At 61.9% G+C, this 15015-nt stretch carries 14 protein-coding genes; 6 read left to right on the forward strand and 8 right to left on the reverse strand.

The features are described from left to right. The first annotated feature begins 326 nt into the window (after nt 1–326). Nucleotides 327–956: a glutathione S-transferase family protein gene (locus BLU76_RS19440; RefSeq protein ID WP_092145492.1), complete on the forward strand. Its 630-nt coding sequence runs from the start codon at nt 327–329 to the stop codon at nt 954–956. Between the two features lies 1 nt (nt 957). Here the strand turns inward: BLU76_RS19440 and BLU76_RS19445 are convergent, their stop codons facing one another. The 5 genes from BLU76_RS19445 to BLU76_RS19465 form a co-directional block, all read right to left on the reverse strand. Further along, nucleotides 958–1494: a PqiC family protein gene (locus tag BLU76_RS19445; RefSeq protein WP_092145494.1), complete on the reverse strand. Its 537-nt coding sequence runs from the start codon at nt 1492–1494 to the stop codon at nt 958–960. Nucleotides 1495–1511: 17 nt separating this feature from the next. Further along, nucleotides 1512–3170, reverse strand: coding sequence for a PqiB family protein (locus BLU76_RS19450; RefSeq protein ID WP_092223931.1), 1659 nt, complete (start codon nt 3168–3170; stop codon nt 1512–1514). Next, nucleotides 3151–3795 carry a paraquat-inducible protein A gene (locus tag BLU76_RS19455; RefSeq protein ID WP_063325133.1) on the reverse strand — a complete coding sequence of 215 codons (645 nt, stop codon included), beginning with the start codon at nt 3793–3795 and terminating at the stop codon, nt 3151–3153. The genes BLU76_RS19450 and BLU76_RS19455 overlap by 20 nt, the downstream gene beginning before the upstream one ends. A gap of 11 nt (nt 3796–3806) precedes the next feature. Then, entirely contained in the window at nt 3807–4403 is a 597-nt protein-coding gene (locus tag BLU76_RS19460) for a paraquat-inducible protein A (RefSeq protein ID WP_092223933.1), read from the reverse strand. Between the two features lie 69 nt (nt 4404–4472). Then, on the reverse strand, nt 4473–4913 hold the full coding sequence (locus tag BLU76_RS19465; RefSeq protein ID WP_003200075.1) for a CBS domain-containing protein: 441 nt from the start codon (nt 4911–4913) through the stop codon (nt 4473–4475). A gap of 322 nt (nt 4914–5235) precedes the next feature. On the opposite strand from BLU76_RS19465, the gene BLU76_RS19470 reads away from it, so the two are divergent. Then, entirely contained in the window at nt 5236–7599 is a 2364-nt protein-coding gene (locus BLU76_RS19470) for a DNA polymerase II (RefSeq protein WP_092223935.1), read from the forward strand. 132 nt (nt 7600–7731) lie between these two features. Here BLU76_RS19470 and BLU76_RS19475 read toward each other — a convergent pair whose 3' ends face one another. Together BLU76_RS19475 and BLU76_RS19480 are read right to left on the reverse strand one after the other, a co-directional pair. Next, entirely contained in the window at nt 7732–8553 is an 822-nt protein-coding gene (locus BLU76_RS19475; protein WP_092145502.1) for an aldo/keto reductase, read from the reverse strand. Nucleotides 8554–8654: 101 nt separating this feature from the next. Beyond that, nucleotides 8655–9806, reverse strand: coding sequence for an aldose epimerase family protein (locus BLU76_RS19480; RefSeq protein ID WP_092223937.1), 1152 nt, complete (start codon nt 9804–9806; stop codon nt 8655–8657). Nucleotides 9807–10103: 297 nt separating this feature from the next. Between BLU76_RS19480 and BLU76_RS19485 the strand changes: the two genes are divergently transcribed. The 3 genes from BLU76_RS19485 to BLU76_RS19495 all read left to right on the forward strand — a co-directional run bounded on the left by BLU76_RS19485 (nt 10104) and on the right by BLU76_RS19495 (nt 12588). Then, the gene (locus BLU76_RS19485) at nt 10104–10853 is read left to right on the forward strand and encodes a hypothetical protein (RefSeq protein WP_057447798.1); all 750 of its coding nucleotides are present in this window, start codon (nt 10104–10106) and stop codon (nt 10851–10853) included. A gap of 107 nt (nt 10854–10960) precedes the next feature. Beyond that, on the forward strand, nt 10961–11746 hold the full coding sequence (locus BLU76_RS19490; RefSeq protein ID WP_063322060.1) for a sulfite exporter TauE/SafE family protein: 786 nt from the start codon (nt 10961–10963) through the stop codon (nt 11744–11746). A 293-nt stretch (nt 11747–12039) separates the two neighbouring features. Further along, on the forward strand, nt 12040–12588 hold the full coding sequence (locus BLU76_RS19495; protein ID WP_092223939.1) for a DUF4174 domain-containing protein: 549 nt from the start codon (nt 12040–12042) through the stop codon (nt 12586–12588). 153 nt (nt 12589–12741) lie between these two features. On the opposite strand, the gene ampC is transcribed toward BLU76_RS19495, so the two are convergent. Continuing rightward, nucleotides 12742–13890 carry a class C beta-lactamase gene (gene ampC, locus BLU76_RS19500; protein WP_092223941.1) on the reverse strand — a complete coding sequence of 383 codons (1149 nt, stop codon included), beginning with the start codon at nt 13888–13890 and terminating at the stop codon, nt 12742–12744. A 228-nt stretch (nt 13891–14118) separates the two neighbouring features. On the opposite strand from ampC, the gene BLU76_RS19505 reads away from it, so the two are divergent. Further along, the gene (locus tag BLU76_RS19505; protein ID WP_072348903.1) at nt 14119–14997 is read left to right on the forward strand and encodes a Dyp-type peroxidase; all 879 of its coding nucleotides are present in this window, start codon (nt 14119–14121) and stop codon (nt 14995–14997) included. Nucleotides 14998–15015 lie beyond the last annotated feature (18 nt).

Here is a 15015-nt window from a genome sequence, read left to right on the forward strand (position 1 = left end):
ACCGCCTTCGGCGACGCGGTTTTCGATCAGGCGATCAGAACCGCCTTCGGCGACGACAGGTTGGGAGGAGGCGGCAAATACGTTGGCGGCCAGTACAGAGAAAGCGAGGCTGAGGATGACTTGGCGTTTCATGATGGTGTGCTCCGGGGGTGCAGTGGTTTGTGTGGGGCCATTGTTGTCCCGGGCGATCATCAAGAGAACTTCATTGACATGATGGTGAACATCGATGGCAGTGATAGCTCGTTGGCCCGCTACCGGTCAGCTCGATGGAACACTGATGGGCTCGCGGGCTCTACCGGCATAACGCTTATGCAGGAGGTACGTTCATGTATCAGTTATTCGGTTGCAGGCAATCGGGCTCTTCGGCGGTGGAGGTTGCCCTGTGTCTCTGTGAGGTGGCTTATCGGCGGGTCGACGCCTATTCGACGCAAGACAACGATGCGGCGAAAGAGCTTGAGACACTCAATCCTCTGAAGCAGGTGCCGACCTTGCAGTTGCCGGACGGTTCGGTGCTGACTGAAGCGGCGGCGATCCTGATTCACCTCGGGTTGACCTTCCCAGCCTCGAAGCTGCTCCCGCAAGACCCGGCCCAGTGTGCCCAGGCCATACGGGGCCTGGTCTACATCGCGGCCAATTGCTACACGCCCATCGGCATTATCGATTTTCCGGAACGCTGGCTGGACGAGGCGGACGAAGCGACTCGACAGCGATTGATATCCGGCACGCAGCAACGGCTGTATCGCAATTGGGCGCTGTTTGCCGACCAGTTCCCGGCCCGACCTTTTCTAGGCGGTGACGAACCCGGAGCGCTGGATATCCTGGCGGCCGTGATCACGAAGTGGAGAAATACGCGGGAGGCGATGCTGAGCGCCCGTCCAGCGTTCCATGAGCTGTTGGAGCGCATTGACCACCATCCGCGCGTTGCGCCGGTGCTGTCGCTGCATTGGCCTGAGTGAATCAAGGACACGCCTTGCGTGCAGCCGCTTGCTCGACAAGGCCGGCAAATTGCCGGACATTCTCCTGATGCGCCGTCACCAGTTCGTCGATACTGGCGCCCGCCGGCGTTTGCAGGCTGCTGCGGCACGTGATGGGACGGGCGTCATTGCCCGGGTTGCGCAGTCGCCATTGCACGTCCATGCGGGCATAGCGGCCAGGGATCGAGTCAAAGCGTTGCACCTCTACCCGCAGCAATGATTTGGGGGCGCCAGGGTTGCTCAGTTGTTCGTCCAGGCTGCTGTGCAGTTCATCGGCCAGGCTGGCGCCCCACCATTCGGTTTCCATGATCGCCAACCCGCTGTTGCCTTGGCGAATGACCATCTGGGTGCGATCCACTTGGGGTGGGACACTGACCTGTTCGATCTGGATGTCCACGCTGGAGCGCGATTGGCCTGCCGGTTGGGCCGGGCTCAACGTGTGATAGTGGATCGGATCGCTGCGGCAGGCGCCGAGCAGCAACGCCACGGCAACCAGGGTGAGTTTCAGCGTCAGTGGCATGGGGCGGGCTCCTGTGATCATTCTTTCACCGGCAATGTGAGGTTCTGCGCCGGTGCGTCCTTGGGACGCCCGCGAAGCAGCGATTCGGGATGGCGGCTCAGGTAGTCCGACAGTTCGCGCAGCGAGCGCGACATGCGCCCCAGGTCGTCCAGGGTCTGGGTCAGTTGTTCGCGCTGCGGTGAATCTTCGGCCAGGGTCGAGTTAGCCGATTGCAGGGTCTTGCTGACGTCTTGCAAGGTGCTTTGCACGCCCGGCAGGGTCTTGCTGTTGAACTGGGCCAGGCCTTTGCGCAGCTCCACCAGGTTGCCATCCAGGTTGCCGGCAATGCTCTCCAGTGGCAGTTTGTTGATCCGCTCGATCATCGTCTGCAGTTGTTCCTGCAATTGCTGGAGACTGCCCGGGAGGGTCGGGATTCGCACGGGGCGGGCGCTGGGATCGAAGGCCACTTTTTCAGCCTTGGGGTAGAAGTCCAGCGAGATGTACAACTGCCCGGTCAGCAGGTTGCCGCTACGGGCCTGGGCACGCAGGCCGCGCTCGACGAAGCTGCCCATCAGGCGGGCACTGGCGGCTTCGTCTTCGGGGTCGTGGTTGAGCGACTTGAGCAGTTTTTCATGGGCCTTGCCCAGGCGCTGAGGGTAGATCACCACGCCGACGTTAACCGGAAAGCTGCGTTGCTTCTCATCGAAATCGAGGTTGATGGCCACCACCCTGCCGATTTCCACGCCGAGGAACTCCACCGGCGCACCGACGCGTAACCCGCGCAGGGCCTGGTCGAAACGCAGGGCCAGGTATTGGCCCTTGCCATCGGGCGGGGCGAGGGCGCTCTGCTGGTCGGCAAACAGCTCGAAGGTCTTGTCTTCGCTGGCGGCGGTGTCGTTGGGGCTGTACTCCGGTGCCCGGAACGCGATGCCACCCAAGAGCAAGGCCGAGAGCGATTCGGTCTTGACGGCGAAACCGTTGGCGCCGACGTTCACGTCGACGCCGCTGACGTTCCAGAACCGGGTGTTTTCGGTGACATACACATCGTTGGGCGCGTTGATGAACACGTCGATGTTGACGCCTTTGCCGTCGGCGTCCAGGGCGTAGGACACGACTTGGCCCACCGGGATCTTGCGCAGGTACACCGGCGAGCCGATGTCCAGTGAACCGAGGTCCTGGGAGTGCAGGGTGAAGCGCTTGCCTGGTTCGCCGTAGGTGATGGGCGGCGGGTTCTCCAGGCCCGTGAAGGACTTGGCGCGCACTTTCGACTGACCGGCGTCGGCCCCAATGAAATCCCCCGACAGCAAGGTGTCGATCCCCGAAATACCGCCGGCCCCGATGCGTGGCCGTACGACCCAGAACACCGAATCTTCGTGAGTGAAGGTGTCGGCAGTCTTGGCGAGCTTGACCGTGGCGGTGACGTTCTTCTGGTCCTCGCTCAGTTGCACGTCGGTGACCTGGCCGATGACCACGTTGCGATATTTCACCTGGGTCTTGTTGGCGGTCAGGCCCTGGCCGGTCTTGAAGGTGATGGTGATGGTCGGGCCTTCCTGCAGCCAGTTGTGGACCACCAGGGACAGCCCCACCAGGACCGCGATGATCGGCACGATCCACACCAGCGACACCGTCCAGCGGCGGGTGGTGACGTGGGCGCGGCCGGGTGCGGGTTGCTGCCCGTCAGTGGCTTGCGACTTCATCCATGACCTCCTCGGATGGTTGAGTGTCCCAGATCAGCCGGGGGTCGAAACTCATGGCCGACAGCATGGTGAACAGCACCACGAGGCCGAAGAACAGGATGCCCGGTCGTGGTTCGATGTCGCTCAATGCCTGGAACTTGACCAATGCCGCCACCAGGGCCACCACCAGCACATCGAGCATTGACCAGTAGCCGATGACTTCCACCAGCCGGTACAGCTTCGCCCGCTGGACTTGGGCCCAGGTGCTGCGCCGCTGTGCGGTCACCAGCAACAGGGTCAGCACCACGAACTTGATGCCGGGCACCGCAATGCTGGCGATGAAGATAATCAGGGCGATGTCCCAGGCGCCGCTTTGCCAGAACTCGATGACGCCGCTGATGATGGTGCTGTCGGCGCCTTCACCGAGCATCTGGGTATTCATGACCGGTAGCAGGTTGGCCGGGATGTAGAACACCAGCGCGGCCAGCATGTAGGCCCAGGTGCGGGTGATGGCGTCGGGTTTGCGTCGATGCAGGGCGGCGTCGCAGCGGGGGCAGGTTTCGGGCTCGTCGGTCATGTCGCAGGCCAGGCCACAGCTGTGGCACAGGCACAGGCCCAGGTCGCGGGCCTCTGGCGGGGTGTCCAGCGGCTGGCCGTTCACAGGCTGTCCCAAAGGTCGCGGACATCGCGCCCGGCAATGCGGATCATCAGCAGGCTCAAAGCCGCCAGGGCGAACAGGCCGATGCCCGGGAGCACGTCCAGCAGGCCGGCGAGCTTGATCACCGCCACCAGCGCGCCCAGCAGGCACACCTCCAGCATGCTCCAGGGCCGCAGGGTTTCCAGGCTGCGCATGCACAGGTTGAACCCCGGCGCCCGCCGCTGGAGGTAGGCATGGCCCAGTACCCAGAGCAGCAGCGCCAATTGAAAGGCTGGTGCAATGATGATCGCCACTGCTGTCACCAGGGCGATGAAGGCGATCGGCCCCTGGTTCAGCGCCACGATGGAATCCCATAACGTCGCGCTGTTGCTCAGGCCCTGGAGGCGGATGCTCATGATCGGGTAGATGTTGGCGAAGGCCCACAGCACCGCCGCGGTCACGCTCAAGGCCAGGCGCTGCTCGATGGTCAGGCCGTTGTAGCGCTGGATCACCGCGTGGCAGCGCACGCACGAGGCTTTCTGGTGCGCAGCGAGCATCACCGGTTCGTACACCGCATCGCAATGTTCACAAATGATCAATCGGTCGGTGTCGGCCATCGGGATGCTCGCAGGAACAACCCCTTCAATATAGAAGTGCCTTGGAAATGAGCAACCCGACCGAACGGATCATTCCCCGCGAATGTATTGCTCCAGTTGTTTGATCAGATCGGCCTGTTCGGCGATGGCTTCCTTGACCAGGTCGCCGATGGACAGCAGGCCGACCAGTTTGCCGTCCTCCACCACTGGCAAATGCCGCAGATGTTTTTCGGTCATGATGCTCAGGCAGGTCTCGACGTTCTGGTGCGGGTCGATGGTGATCACGGGGGAGACCATGATGTCACTGACCTTCGTGCCCACCGATGAGCGACCGCGCAAGACCATTTTGCGAGCATAGTCGCGCTCGCTGATGATCCCCAGCACTTCATCGTTCTTCACCACCAGCAAGGCACCGACATTCTTCTCGGCCATGCGCATCAGGGCCTGCAATACCATGTCGTCCGGTGAGATGGTGTGCACTTGCTGGTTCTTCTCGTCTTTTATCCGGAGCAACTGCGCGACGGTTTTCATGGGGGAGCCTCAGGTGTTGTTTTGCTGGTTGTTAAAGCATCGTAGACCCAACGGTGCAGAGCAAGCGGTAAAGCGGCGGCCAGTCGTCCAAAAGCGTCATTGCCCGGGGATTTCCCTCAATCCCGTGGCCAGGCGCCGTTGTGGCGAGGGAGCTTGCTCCCGCTCGATCGCGCAGCGATCGCAAAAAGGGGCCGCTGCGCAGCCCAGCGGGAGCAAGCTCCCTCGCCACAAAAAAAGCGGGTGGGTGGTGTGTCAGTTGGGCAGGTGAAGTTCCCTCGCCACAGGTAGAATCGTCGCCTACGCAAAATTCGAGGTTGCAGCGGTGGATTTACAGCAGGGCTTCGTCCTGACCCGGCATTGGCGCGATACCCCGGCCGGCACCGAAGTCGAGTTCTGGCTGGCGACCGACGCCGGTCCCCGGCGCGTGCGCTTGCCGGTGCAGACGTCGGTGGCCTTCGTGCCGCAGATCCAGCGCGGCCAGGCCGAAGCGCTGCTGCAAGGGGAGAAGGACGTTGAGTTGCGTCCCCTGGACCTGCTGGATTTCGAGCATCGTCCGGTGCTGGGGCTGTATTGCCAGCAACACGCCCAACTGATGCGCCTGGACACCACCTTGCGCCGCGCTGGCGTGGAGGTGTTCGAAGCAGACATCCGGCCGCCGGAGCGCTACCTGATGGAGCGCTTCATCACCGCCCCGGTGTGGTTCGGCGGTACGCCGGCCGCCGATGGCCTGCTGGTGGATGTCCAGATGAAACCGGCGCCCGAATACCGTCCACCGTTGCGCCTGGTGTCCCTGGACATCGAAACCACCGCCCAAGGCGAATTGTATTCCGTCGCCCTGGAAGGCTGCGGCGAGCGCCAGGTCTACATGCTCGGGCCAGCCAATGGCGACGATACCGGCGTGGATTTCCAGCTGGAATACTGCGAATCGCGCACGCTGCTGCTGAAGAAACTCAACGATTGGTTCGCCCGTTTCGACCCTGACGCGATCATTGGCTGGAACCTGGTGCAGTTCGACCTGCGGGTACTGCATGAACATGCCCGGCGCCTGGCGGTGCCGTTGCGCCTGGGGCGTGGTGGGGAAGAGATGCAATGGCGCGAGCACGGAGCGCGCAACAACCACTTCTTCGCCTCGGCCGCTGGCCGGTTGATCATCGACGGTATCGAGTCCCTGCGTTCGGCGACCTGGAGTTTTCCCTCGTTCAGCCTGGAAAACGTCGCCCAGACGCTGCTGGGGGAGGGCAAGTCCATCGATAACCCGTACCAGCGCATGGACGAGATCAACCGCATGTTCGCCGAGGACAAGCCGGCCCTGGCCCGCTACAACCTCAAGGACTGCGAGCTGGTGACGCGGATCTTCGCCAAGACCGAACTGCTCAAGTTCCTCCTGGAGCGGGCCAGCGTCACCGGCCTGCCAGCGGACCGCAGCGGCGGTTCGGTGGCGGCCTTCACGCACCTGTACATGCCGCTGATGCACCGTCAGGGGTTCGTTGCCCCCAATCTCGGCCAGCGTCCGCCCGAGGCCAGCCCGGGTGGATTTGTCATGGACTCCCAGCCGGGGCTCTACGAGTCGGTGCTGGTGCTGGACTACAAGAGCCTGTATCCATCGATCATCCGCACTTTCCTGATTGACCCGGTGGGCTTGATCGAAGGGCTGCGCCACCCGGCTGACCAGGAGTCGGTGCCAGGCTTTCGCGGGGCGCGTTTCTCCCGTACCCGCCATTGCCTGCCGGCCATCGTGGCGCGGGTCTCCGAAGGCCGGGAAACCGCCAAGCGCGAGCACAATGCGCCGCTGTCCCAAGCATTGAAAATTATCATGAACGCCTTTTATGGCGTGCTCGGTTCCAGCGGCTGTCGCTTCTTCGATCCACGCCTGGCCTCGTCCATCACCCTGCGCGGCCACCAGATCATGCAGCGCACCCGCCAGTTGATCGAAGCCCAGGGGCATGTGGTGATTTATGGCGATACCGATTCCACGTTCGTCTGGCTGCGTCGTGCCCATGGCCAGGAGGAAGCGGCCAGGATCGGTCGCGAGTTGGTCGCCCACGTCAACCAATGGTGGCGTGAGCAGGTGCGCGATGAGTTCGGCCTGGAGAGTGCGCTGGAGCTGCAGTTCGAAACCCATTTCAAGCGCTTTCTGATGCCGACTATCCGCGGCGCCGAGGAGGGCAGCAAGAAACGCTACGCCGGATTGGTCACCCGTGCCGATGGCAGCGACGAAATCGTCTACAAGGGCCTGGAAACCGTGCGCACCGACTGGTCGCCGCTGGCACGGCAATTCCAGCAGGAGCTGTACGGGCGGATCTTCCACCGCCAGCCCTATCAGGATTATGTGCGCGATTATGTGCAGCAGACCCTGGCCGGTGCGTTCGATGATCGGTTGGTCTACCGCAAGCGTCTGCGTCGGCCCCTGGAAGACTACGAACGCAACGTCCCACCCCATGTGCGGGCTGCGCGGCTGGCCGATGAGTTCAACCAGCGCCAGGGCCGGCCACGGCAATACCAGAATGGCGGCTGGATCAGCTACGTCATCACCGTCGCCGGCCCCGAGCCGCTGGAAATCCGCAGCGCGCCGATTGATTACGACCATTACGTGAGCAAACAACTGCAACCGGTGGCGGATGCGATCCTGCCGTTTGTGGACGATGATTTCTCGACGTTGGTGGGGGGGCAGATGGGGTTGTTCTGATGACGAGGGTCAAGGTTCCTGTGGCGAGGGAGCTTGCTCCCGCTGGGCTGCGCAGCGGCCCCTTTTGCGACCGCTTCGCGATCGAGCGGGAGCAAGCTCCCTCGCCACAAAAAGCTGCCAGGCCCGGGGAAACTAGACCATCGCCAACCGCTGCTTGCCCCGGGGCTGGGGAAATATCAGGTCGAGGGCGGCCAGGTCCTGCGGTTCCAGCTTGAGGTTGGCCGCTTCGGCATTCAAACGCACATGCTCAGGCTTCACGGCCTTGGGAATGGCAATCACATTGTCCTGGCGCAACAGCCAGGCCAGTGCGATCTGTGCCGGTGTGGCGCGATGGCGTTCGGCGATCTGTCCCAGGGTGTGATCCTTGAGCAGGTGCCCGCCCTGGCCGACCGGGCAGTAGGCCATGATCGGCATGGGCCGTTGCTGGCACCAGGGCAGCAGGTCGAATTCGATGCCGCGTTCCTGCAGGTTGTACAGCACCTGGTTGGTGGCGCAGGCAGGCGAGGCCAGCTCCTCGAGGTCATCGACGTCAAAGTTCGACACACCCCAGCGGCCGATCTTGCCTTCTTCGCGCAGGCGTTCGAACGCTTCGACGGTTTCTGCCAACGGGTACTGCCCGCGCCAGTGCAACAGATAAAGGTCGATGTAATCGGTGTCGAGCCGGCGCAAGCTGCGTTCGCAGGCCAGGGGAATGCCTTTGCGACTGGCGTTGTGAGGGTAGACTTTGCTCACTAGGAAAACCTGGTCCCGCAGGCCAGTGATCGCCTCGCCAACGACGGTCTCCGCACCGCCTTCGGCATACATCTCCGCCGTGTCGATCAGGGTCATGCCCAGTTCGATCCCCAACCGCAGGGCCGCGACTTCTTTCTTGTGATGGGACGGTTCCTCACCCATGCGCCAGGTGCCCTGGCCAATGACCGGTACGGACACACCCGCCAATTCCAGCGTCCTCATGCCTATCTCCTGTTTTTTGCTTTGACGTGTGGCAGCAGGATAGACCAAGTGTTCAGTGTTGATCGTTCCCACGCGAGCATGGGAACGATTCGGCGGGGGCGTTACTTCGCGGAGAACTTCAACACCATGGTTTGGGTGTAGGTCTGGCCCGGATCAAGCCGCGTCGAAGGGAAGTTCGGCTGGTTGGGCGAGTCGGGGTAGTGCTGGGTTTCCAGGGTGAACGCGCCCCAATGTGGATAGACCTTGCCTTGCTTGCCCTTGACCGTGCCGTCGAGGAAGTTGCTGGTGTAGAACTGCACGCCAGGCTCGGTGGTGTAGAGCTGCAGGCGGCGTCCGGAGTCCGTGTCATACACCTCGGCGGCCAGTTTGCTCACGTCACCCTTGGCGTCCAGCGCCCAGTTGAAATCGAAGCCGCCCTGTTTCGGTTCGGCGAACTTGAGTTGTGGGTGATCGGCCTTGATATGGGTGCCGATGGCGGTGGGTTGGGTGAAGTCCATCGGTGTACCGGCCACGGGGGCCAGTTCGCCGGTGGGAATGAGCTTGCCGGTGACCGGCGTGTAGTGGGCTGCGTGCAGGGTGGCGAGCTGCTCGAGGATGTCGCCGTTACCGGCCCCAGCCAGGTTGAAATAGCTGTGGTTGGTCAGGTTCAGCACCGTGGGTTTGTCGGTGGTCGCCTTGTAATCGATGCGCAACTCGTTCTGTTCGTTGAGGCTGTAGGTGACGTCGGTCTTCAGCGTGCCGGGAAAGCCCATCTCACCATCCGGTGACACGTAGGTCAGGGTGACGCCCACCGAGTCCTTGCCGTCATGGGGCTGGGCCTTCCAGACGCGCTTATCGAACCCTTGCGGTCCGCCGTGCAAGGAGTTGCCATGGTCGTTCTGCGGCACCTGGTAACGCTTGCCGTCCAGCTCGAAGGCGCCGTCGGCCAGGCGATTGCCGAAGCGGCCGATGGTCGCGCCGAAATACACGCTGCCGTTCTTCTGGTAACCCTGCACGTCGTCGAAGCCGAGCACGATGTCGGCGGCCTTGCCGTTTTTGTCCGGCACGCTCAATGACTGGAGGATGCCGCCGTAGGTGATGACCGTGGCCTCCATGCCGTGACTGTTGCGCAGCACGAATTTTTCCACCGCCGTGCCGTCGTCGGTTTTGCCGAACGCACCGCGTTCATTGGTCAGGCCGGCAGCGTGGGAAGCCGAGGTGGCGATCATCAGAGACACTCCGAGGGCCGTGAGCAGTTGTCTGGATTCAAGCATGGTATGACCTTCCTTCCTGTTGTTTTGTTGTTGTTTTGAACGCGGGGCGAGTCCGCTACTGGTCGGACAGCGCTGAAGGTTTTTCTGGTTAGTAGTCTTTCTATTTGGTGGGTGAGAAGGGATTTATAGCCATTAATGGGGATTTATCAATTAAAAAGTAAGACTAATTGCGTGATTGGGTCGTTGCTGAAGACCGAGGGTTTTCTCCAGGTACTGCACTTTTGTGATTTTTGCCGCTCTATCCATGGCCTGGAAGCGACGACCCCCATCGCTTCCCCATGCCCAGACCGAGATTCGATGGCCGGTGTTTTTTATCCTGTGACGAGATTGCGCCGCTGCTGCCTGGCTTTGTTGGTCGGTGTGTCGATGCTGTTCAGCGGCGGCTGCAGCCATCAGCAGGGACAGGACATGGTCACGCAGTTCAGCAACGCCAAGCCCCAGGAGTTCTTGCAGACCAGCGTCGACCGCATGGCCACGTTGTCGATGCACGACAACTTGCAAAGCCTCTATCTGCTGATGAACAAGCTGTACCTGCGCAACCCCGAGGAGCTGCGCAAGTCCGGCTTTCTTGACGCTCGCACTGCGGAAAAACAGGTGCGCATGGCCATCGAGCAGCAACAGCCTTTGCCGACCTTGGGTGGCAAGAAGGACCTGGCGGCCCTGAGCTACGCCATGAGCCCGGAGTTTCTCGGCGATCGGGTAGGGGCGTTCATCTATGCCATCGGCAGCATGCTGGTCACCGCGCACGGCAATCGCCTCGAGTTCTACATGACCGACACCATCGACCCGCGTTTTGTCAGCAACGCGGCGCGCAATATCGAAAAAGCCACCTGGCTGCTGAGTCAGCGGCAGAACAAGGACGGCAAGCTGTTGCTGTTTTCCAATGAAATTTCGGAGGAGGGCAGCAACCTGAGTTTCGCTGTGGAGTTTGGAAAAATCGTCGCCCGATTGGACCTGCTGACCCAGATGCTCGATGAGCGCTACCGGCGGATTGGCTTGAATTACGCCCAGAGCCTGCTGTTCCTCAATTTCCTGCCGGTCCAGTGAAATGACGGAAAAGGAATAAAGATAGATCACATCGATATAGGGGGTTATAAGAAAAATCGCTATGCTCGCGGCCAGATTTTTCATGCGGTCGTGCTGAGACGGGTTTAATGGATTTCGGTAATGTCGGTTTAGTCGTTGCAGGCCTGGTGGTCGGCTTCATCGTTGGGATGACCGGCGTCGGCGGTGGTTCGCTGATGACCCCGATCCTGTTGTGGTTTGGTATCAACCCTGCGACGGCGGTGGGTACGGACCTGCTGTACGCAGCCATTACCAAGTCTGGCGGTGTCCTGGTTCATGCTAAAAATCGCAACATCGACTGGGCTATCACTGGCTGGCTGACGTTGGGCAGTGTGCCGGCAGTCGGCTTGACGCTGTGGTTTCTCAGCAGCCTGCACAGCTCTCCCGACGCCATGAACGCGGTGATCAAGCAAGCCTTGGGCTTTGTGTTGTTCGCCACAGCCTTGGCGATCCTGTTCAAGAAGCGTTTGCTGCAATTCGCCCATGACCGTGCCGGCGGGCACTACAACCCCACTGGCACGCGCCTCAATGTGCTCACGGTCATCACCGGCCTCGTGCTGGGCACCATGGTCGCCTTGACCTCCATCGGCGCTGGCGCCCTGGGCACCGTTGCGCTGTTCATCCTCTACCCGTTCCTGGTCACCAAGCGCCTGGTGGGCACCGAGATCGCCCACGCCGTGCCGCTGACCCTGGTGGCTGGCCTGGGCCATGCGAGCATGGGCAACATGGATTGGCACATCCTGGGTTTCCTGCTGATCGGTTCGTTGCCGGGGATCTATCTGGGCAGTCATTTGTCGGGACGCATCTCCGACGAGTTGCTGCGCCCCTGTCTGGCGGTGATGCTGGCGATGATCGGGTTCAAGCTGGCGTTCTAGCACTGCCACCGAGATCCCTTGTGGGAGCGGGCTTGCTCGCGAAAGCAGTTTTTCAGTCAACGTTGATGTCGACTGACAGACCGCTTTCGCGAGCAAGCCCGCTCCCACTCTCGTTTGTGGTGACTGTATTTTTAGCGCTCACACCTTCCTCCCGCACGCGTTGGCTACCATGGTTGCGCAATGACCCCCCTGGCCTAAGCTTCAAGTCAGGCAGGCGCAGTATTGAGCGACTCTCGCGGAACAATCGCCGCCCTGTGCAATCAGTACAGCGTAAATATCAAAAGGAGAGGCGCATGCTCATTCGGTCGTTGACCTTCGCTACCTTGCTGGCCATCGCCGGCCCCCTGTTCGCTGCCGATGGCGACTCACCCCTGGTGGCGGATGCAGGCAGGGCACGCCCCCTGATCGTTATCGCGCCGAGTACGGTCGACCCGGCCTGGGTCAGCCTGAAAAAGGCCTTGGATGAACCAGCAGGCAAGCAGGGTTTTTCCGAGCGCAACATGGTGCTCTACACCGTGCTCAATACCATTGGGCAGCGCGATGGCAAGGACCTGGACCCGCAAAGCACCATGGCGCTGATCCGCTCCCTCAAGCTGGGCGCCGGGGCTCAGACCAAGATCATCCTGGTGGGCAAGGACGGGGAAAAGAAGCTTGAGCATTCCGGGGCGATCGAACTGAAAGACCTCTTCGACACCGTCGATAAACTCCCCGCCGCGGAAAAAGAAGCGACGCCCCCGGCGCCACCTCCCGCGCCGGAGCCCGCACCGGCCAAGGATGCGAAAGGCACCAAGGCTGGCAAGGCAGTCAAGCCGCCGGCTGCGGTGAAGCCGTTGGACGATTGATAGTCCCGTGGCGAGGGAGCTTGCTCCCGCTGGGTCGCGAAGCGACCCCCCAGCCCCCCAGCTTATCGGTCGACGAACCATGCTAAAAAGCATAGGGCTGCTTCGCAGCCCAGCGGGAGCAAGCTCCCTCGCCACAGTGACTTACTCAACCTTCTACTGCGCTTCCAGCGCCGTCAGGATCCGGTGCGCCGCCTTCACCCGCTCCTCAATCGGATAATTCTTGTTCGCCAACAGCACGATGCCCATGTTTTTACCGGGCACGAAAGCCGCGTAGGCACCAAACCCGTTGGTCGAGCCGGTCTTGTTGATCCAGGCGCCGTCCGGCGCCGGGTGGGGCGGGTCGAGAGGTTCGGCTTTTTGTGGGGCCAGGGCCATCTGCGGTGTGTTGCCAGCGAGCAGGTCATCCAAGGTGAACGGGGCGGGGTAGAACTCCCAGCCCAGCCCCTGATTCATCCCGCCAACCTTGTAGAACCCCATATGCGTCGTGGCGATGGCTTGCTTCAGGTCTGCGTCCAGTTTTTCAGGTCGCAGGTTGGCCTCGACGAAACGAATCAGGTCCGTTGAACTGGTCTTGACCCCATAGGCTTCGGAATCCAGTGCGCCGGCACCGACTCGCACGGGTTTGCCGTCCTTTGCATAGCCTTGGGCGTATCGGCCCATCTGATCCTGCGGCACCCGCACATAGCTGTGCTTGAGGCCCAGCCCTGGCATCAGCGTGCGCTCCATCACCTCATCAAATGGCTGCCCCAGGCTGCGGGCCGCCAGATAGCCGAACAGGCCGATGCTCGGGTTTGAGTAGAGCCGCTGGGTGCCGGCCGGGTAGAGCGGTTTCCAGTTCCTGTAGTAACTGAACATCCGGTCCGGATGGTCCGCCTCGTCGGGAAACTGCAATGGCAGGCCGCCAGCGGTGTAGGTGGCAAGGTCGAGCAGGCGGGTGCTCTCCATGGCGCTGCTACGCAGCTCGGGCGCAAAGCGACTGGCCGGATCCGCCAGGGACAGTTTGCCCTGGGCCTGGGCATAGGCGCCGAGGGTGGCGGTGAAGGTCTTGCTGACCGAGCCGATTTCGAAAAGGGTCTGGTCGGTGACCGGCTTTTTCGTATCCTTGGCGGCGACGCCAAAACTGAAAAACTGCCGTTGGCCGTTGTGCGTGATCGCTACCGCCATGCCCGCGATGTCCTGCTGTTTCATCAAGGGCTGGATGACGGCATTGACCGTGTCTTCAATGCGTTCCTGGGCAAAGCTTACGGGCGTTCCGCAGACCAGGAAAAAAATCCCGGCGAGTATCGATCTGGCAATTGGCATGGTGCAGCGTTCTCGTTGACCTTCCTGGAGGGGGCTCAATCTAGGGCGTTTTTGGCGGCCCGGCAATCCGAGGTTATCGGGCCGAGGCGCGTTTTCTGAGTCGTCTGACGGGGCTGCGGGAACCTTCCCACAAAACGGTCGGGTTACCCGACGCGACCGGACCTCAAGCCAAACCACACAAAGCGGCAGCCGCCGGGTAAACTCGCGGCTCTTTCTAAAGGAGTTCACATGAGTTACTACCAGCCCGGCATTCTCGCCACCCCTGTTCCGCCTCAGGCCCGTCATTTGTTTTTTGCCCTGGAATCGGTCGAGGCATTGCCGGCTGCGCTAGACAAACTCCGGTTGTTGCTCGATAACCGTGCCGTGATCGGCTTTGGTGAATCGCTGGTCCAGGCGTTGGGCGCCCAGGTCGAGGGCCTGCGGGCTTTTCCGGCGCTGGCCGGCGTGGGTGTGGACAACCCCTCGACCCAACACGCGTTGTGGTGCTGGCTGCACGGCGAAGACCGTGGCGAGCTGATGCACCGCAGTCGCGCCATCGAGGCGGCGCTGGCCCCGGCGCTGCGCCTGGTACAGATGAACGAAACCTTCCGCCATATGACCGGCCATGACCTGACCGGCTACGAAGACGGCACCGAAAACCCGCACGACGAGGCTGCCATCGCTGCCGCCCTGGCCCAGGGCGCCGATGGGGTGCGCGGTGGCAGTTTCGCCGCGATCCAGCAATGGCAGCACGATCTGGATGGTTTCGCGGCGATGCAACCCCATGAGCGCGACAACATCATGGGCCGGCGCCTGAGCGACAACGAAGAAATCGATGACGCGCCGGAATCGGCCCACGTCAAGCGCACCGCCCAGGAAAGCTTCGCCCCGGAGGCGTTCGTGGTCCGTCGCTCCATGCCGTGGATCGAAGGCGACCGTGCGGGGCTGATGTTCCTGGCCTTCGGTTTCTCCCTCGATGCTTTCGAGGCACAACTGCGCCGCATGAGTGGCCTGGAAGACGGTATCACCGATGGCCTGTATCGCATGAGCCGGCCCATCACCGGCGGCTATTACTGGTGCCCGCCGCTGTTGGACGGACGCCTGGATCTGCGCGCCCTGGCCCGGTAAGCACAGCGGTTTGTGCAA

The sequence above is a fragment of the Pseudomonas sp. NFACC08-1 genome (assembly GCF_900106735.1).
In the GTDB taxonomy this organism is placed as follows: domain Bacteria; phylum Pseudomonadota; class Gammaproteobacteria; order Pseudomonadales; family Pseudomonadaceae; genus Aquipseudomonas; species Aquipseudomonas fluorescens_Q.